At 68.1% G+C, this 5,103-nt stretch carries 4 protein-coding genes; 3 read left to right on the forward strand and 1 reads right to left on the reverse strand.

The window, feature by feature from the left end; all coding sequences use genetic code 11:
* The first annotated feature begins 546 nt into the window (after positions 1–546).
* Both AB1609_15030 and AB1609_15035 read left to right on the forward strand, forming a co-directional pair.
* A complete protein-coding gene (locus tag AB1609_15030) occupies positions 547–1,977 on the forward strand; it encodes an amino acid permease (protein MEW6047771.1) in 1,431 nt (476 codons plus the stop codon).
* 115 nt (positions 1,978–2,092) lie between these two features.
* A complete protein-coding gene (locus AB1609_15035) occupies positions 2,093–2,638 on the forward strand; it encodes a DinB family protein (GenBank protein ID MEW6047772.1) in 546 nt (181 codons plus the stop codon).
* Between the two features lie 82 nt (positions 2,639–2,720).
* On the opposite strand, the gene AB1609_15040 is transcribed toward AB1609_15035, so the two are convergent.
* Positions 2,721–3,827, reverse strand: coding sequence for an aminopeptidase (locus tag AB1609_15040; protein MEW6047773.1), 1,107 nt, complete (start codon positions 3,825–3,827; stop codon positions 2,721–2,723).
* Positions 3,828–4,394: 567 nt separating this feature from the next.
* Here AB1609_15040 and AB1609_15045 point away from each other — a divergent pair.
* The gene (locus AB1609_15045) at positions 4,395–4,937 is read left to right on the forward strand and encodes a hypothetical protein (GenBank protein ID MEW6047774.1); all 543 of its coding nucleotides are present in this window, start codon (positions 4,395–4,397) and stop codon (positions 4,935–4,937) included.
* The last annotated feature ends 166 nt before the right edge of the window (positions 4,938–5,103 follow it).

Raw genomic sequence — 5,103 nt, forward strand, 5'->3', positions numbered from 1 at the left:
GGCCTGGTAAGGTCCCGGGCCGGGTGAAGGCGCACCTGGTGCTGCGCGCTCGGGTTGCGGCAGCATACTCTGTTCCCCCCGCCAGTCTGCCCCGCCCGGGCCGCCCCGGAGCCCCTCAGCACGAGCCCCGAAAAAAGCTAGCCCGGGCGGGCGTTTCACCGTGGCGAGGTGAAACCTACCCACCTGGGCTTTTGTCCCACCGGTGTAGCACCCTGTCGGGCGCCCGCGCCGCTTGGACCTGGCCAGGCAATCGACCCGCTTTACCGAGCTACCGCCCGTGGGCGTGGTTAGACCGGCGGCCGCTGCCTGCGGAACCCTAGGCGCGCTTTCCCTCGCTCAGCAACCTGAGCTTCTTCGACGGCCCCATGCTACCGCCAATCCCTGCTTCCCGTCAAGGCACCCCGCGCGCCAGGCACCGAATGCGCCCCGCCGGACCGGCCGGCGTCAGTGGGTCCGCGCTATCCCCGCCCCGGCACCACATACGCGCCCCGCCCTTTTGAGCAGGCTTTAGACGCGATACCACTGACGGCCTCAAGGGGGACGCGGTTGGCAGCAGGGCCGTTGACGCTGCCGGGCTGGATGCGGGAGCTTTTCCGCACCAAGTCCCGGGCGCAGATGCTGGAACTCTCCCGCCACGCGGGCCGCCGGCTCCGGCGCCAGTTGACGGCCCTCGACCTGACCGTTTTCGGCGTCGGGGCCATCATCGGGACCGGCATTTTCGTGCTCACGGGCGTGGTGGCTGCCCGGTTTGCCGGCCCGGGCGTCGTCCTCTCCTTCGTTCTGGCGGGGGTTGTCAGCGCCATGGCCGCCATTGTCTACGCGGAACTGGCCGCCATGGTTCCCGTGGCGGGCAGCGCTTACACGTACGCGTACGCTGCCCTCGGCGAACTCGCCGCCTGGATCATCGGCTGGGACCTGATTCTGGAGTACACCGTGGCCGCCGGGGCGGTGGCCATCGGCTGGTCCGGGTACCTGGCGGACGTGCTTGCGAGCCTGGGGCTGCCGCTTCCTCGCACGCTGACCGCCGGGCCGCTCGAAGGCGGCCTGGTCAACCTTCCCGCCGTGGCCGTCGTGGCAGGGTTGACGGCCCTTCTGATCCGCGGCACCCGCGAAGGAGCCGAAGCCACGCACGCAGCCGTGGCTACCAAGCTCCTGGTGCTGGCCGTCTTCCTGGCGGTGGGCATCCCGCGAGTCGACCCCTCCAACTGGCGGCCGTTCCTGCCCTTCGGGCCGGAGGGCGTGCTGCGGGGGGCAGGGCTGATTTTCTTTGCCTACATCGGCTTTGATGCGGTATCGACCGCGGCCGAAGAGGTGAGGCGCCCACAGCGGGACCTGGCGCGTGGCATTCTCGGCTCGCTGGGGCTGTCGAGCCTGCTGTACGTGGCCGTGGCGGCTGTCCTGACCGGGATCGTACCGTACACCGAACTCGACGTGCCCTCCCCCATCGCGTCGGCGCTGCTGCGCCTCGGGCTCCGCTGGGCCGGGGGTCTCGTCGCCGTGGGGGCCCTGGCGGGTCTCACCAGCGTGCTGATCGTCAACCTTTACGCCCAGAGCCGGATCTTCTTCGCCATGGCCCGGGACGGCCTGCTCCCGCAGCTGTTCGCCGCCACGGGACGTAACCAGACGCCTCGCTGGGCGTTGTCGCTGACAGGCATTGGGATCGCGACGCTCGGGGCGTTGCTGCCGGTGCAGGTCGTGGCAGAGCTCGCCAACATCGGAACCCTGGCCGCGTTCGTCATCGTCTCCATCGGGGTGATCGTGCTGCGGCGGGTCCACCCCGAATGGGAGCGGCCGTTTCGCGTGCCGTGGGTGCCCTGGCTCCCCGGCCTCACCGCGGTCGCATCCCTCTACCTGGCGCTGCAACTACCCCACCTGACGTGGATTCGCTTTGCGGCCTGGCTGGCCTTGGGGCTGGTCTTCTACGCCACCTACGGGCGGCACCGGTCGCGCCTCGCTGCCGGCTCAGCGGCCCCCTGAGGTGCAGCCCCGCTCCCGGGCGAACCCCCCCCCGTCGGCCCCTCGCAGGAGGCCGCCGAACGGCGTCGAAGGCTTCGGCGCCTGGCCGTGTTTTCGAACGGTGCTTCCCGGAACAGTGTTTCCCGGATGGGATGAGGGTCTTTACGACGTGGGCGCCCTGGAGCTGTTCCCGCCCGACCGGGTCGAAGCCATGAAGACGGTCTGCGCGGCCCGCGACGAGATTCTGGCGGCTATTGAAGGGCTGCCCGACGAGGCCTTCGACGCGCGCCTCCCGGGCAAGTGGTCCATTAAAGAGATCGTGGCGCACCTCGCATCCCGCGACTGGCTGTTTGTGCGGGGGCTGAGACTCATCCTCACCGGCGCTCCGCTTCCGTGGCCCCACCCGGGCTGGCACCCCACACAGGCTGACCTCGACCGGTGGAACAGCGAACAGGTCGCCTTCCGGGCCGGCTGGCCCGTCCGCCGGGTGCTGCACGAACTGGGGGAGGCGCGGGGCGCCTGGTACGGGCTCCTGCTCGCCCTTCCCGACGAACTCTTCCGGGACACCCGGGTTCAGGAATGGAACGCCCGGCGCGCCCGCCACGACCGGATGCACCTGCCGGGCATCCAGGAGCGGGTTCGGCTTTACCGGCTGCGTAGTGCAGCCGAACGTGGCGGGTGAATGAACTCCGTCGCGGGGCGTCATTCCCGGCGGCGCAGGTAACAGTGCCCGTTCCCGACCCCGTTATACATCTCCGAGCCACTCAGTCCACGAGGAACTTCCCCGCCCGGTAGATGAGCCGCCCGTCCGCCCAGATCTCTCCACCGTCCCGCATGTCGCACAGCATGTCCCAGTGGACGCCCGACTTGTTGCGGCTGCCGGTCTCGGGGTAGCCGGCCCCCACCGCCAGGTGGATGGTGCCGCCGATCTTCTCGTCGAAGAGCATGTTGCGGGTGAAGCGCTGGATCTCGAAGTTCGTGCCGATACCGAGTTCTCCGAGGTAGCGGGCCCCCTCGTCGGAATCAAGCAAAGCGTGCAGCAGGTCCTCGCCCCGCCGGGCCGTGGCCTTCACGACTTTGCCATTGTCGAACTCCAGCCGGATGTCCTCGATCTCCTTGCCGGCGTAGATGCCCGGAAAGCTGAAGCGGATGTATCCGGTGGCCGAGTCCTCGACCGGCCCCGTGAACACCTCGCCGTCGGGGAAGTTGTAGCGGCCGTCGGCGTTTTCCCACCTGCGCCCGCCGACCCGCAGCGTGAGGTCGGTGTCCGGTGCCACGATTCGCAGCACGTCCGCCTTGCCGAGCGCCTGGCAGATGCGCTCCTGCTCGTCGTGGAACCTCCGCCAGGCGGCCACCGGGTCAGGGTCGTTGACGTGGCACGCCGCAAAGACGAACTCTTCGTAGTCGGCAAGCGACATGCCGGCCTCCTGGGCCAGTGCCTGGGTGGGGTACTCGGCGTACACCCAGCGCAGTTCGCCCCGGGCCGAGCGCTCCATGAAGCGGTTGTTGAGCGGCGCCAGCGCCCGGCTGCGGGCGGCCTGCTTTTTCGAGTCCACCCCGGACAGTTCCTTGACGTTGTGGGGCGCCCCAATGTGCACGTGCACGGGGTACCGGTCGACCGTGAGTTCCCGCACGGGGGAGACGTAAGCGAGCTGCTCGTCCGAGGCCTCCTTCAAGAACACCTCGGCAAGCCCCGGCAGCCCGGCGAACACCTCAGGGTGCCCGCCTGCCCTCAGCACCTCGCGATAGACCTCGCGCACGAGCGGGGCGGCCAGCTCCGAACTCTGGATGAGCACCGGCTCGCCGGGCTTCACCGAGACGCTGTAGCGCACCAGCACCTGCGCCACTTTGGAGACCCGCGGATCCGCCACGAGAGATGCCACCCTTCTTCGAGACAAGATAGGCTTAAAAGGCCTGCACGCACGTTATGGCCTTAGGTTACAAGCGCACCCCATCGCGTTCGACCTCCTTGTGGAGTGGTAGCAACGAATGAGGGCCAGAAAGCCAGGATCGACGCTCCACCACGACGGCACTGAGCGAGGTGAAGGTCGGGTATGCTGCGCACTCGTGGCCACCTCCGCTCACGGCGATAGTGTACCTGGCATGCCGGACGCTGTCACCCGGGCGCAGCGCCCGGTGGCCCCGCATACAAGCCCCCACGATACGCTCGAACGTGTTGCGGCGCCACCGCGGTGTCGCTCGTATCTGACAACCTGACCGCGCGCCGCGGACACGCTTTCGCTTCAGCCAGGAAGAGACCTCGGCCCTCCGAACACCCCTCCCGAGCCCGAAAGAGCGGGACGATGGCGGCCCATGGGACGCCTTATTGCCGCTCGCGCTCCGTGTCGGGGAGCGCCGTCCATGCCGTAAAGGAGGCGGTCGATTTGGCCCGGAGGACGGGAAAAGGCAGAAAGGCAAAGCGAGCGGTTCTGAGCCGCTTGAAACCCGACGAAGCGCAGGCTGTCCTGAACCAGCTTCTCGCGCTTCACCCGGAGCTTGCCGGCGAAGCTGAAGAGATCGCACAGGTGCTTCTATCTGACGTCAGCTTCGAGGCGGTCGCCGACGAGGTCGAATCCGCCCTGCGCTTTCCAGACCTCGACGACCTCAATGCCCGTGCCGGACCCAGCCGGTGGGGCTACACGCCCCCGGACGAGGCGGCCTGGGAGCTGCTCGAGGAGGCGCTTCAGCCCTTCATCGACGAGATGACGCGCTACGTTGAGCTGGCCATGGAAAAACAAGCACTCGAGATCTGCCAGGGGATCCTGTTGGGCCTTTACCGCCTTCGGGATGCCGAGGACCACGAGGTGCTCCAGTGGGCTGCCGACTTCCCGTTCGAGGTGGCGAGCAGGGTCGTCAAGACGTGGTCCGAAGCCAAGCGCCCGAAGGACTCCGCAGAAGGAGCCTCGCACCGGCACCCCACCCTGCCTCGGGACTTCGTGAGCGAGCACCTGCCGGAGTGGCAGGACCTCATCACGAAGTAAGGGGCACCGACCAGGCGCATAGCGGAGGTGTCCTGTCCGATGAGCGAGTACCAGTACTACGAGTTTCACGCCCTCGATCGGAGACTGAGCCAGGAGGAGATGGCGGAGCTGCGTGCGCTCTCCACCCGTGCCCAAATCACGCCGACCAGTTTCACCAACTTCTACA

Source organism: Bacillota bacterium (genome assembly GCA_040754675.1).
GTDB lineage: Bacteria > Bacillota > Limnochordia > Limnochordales > Geochordaceae > Geochorda.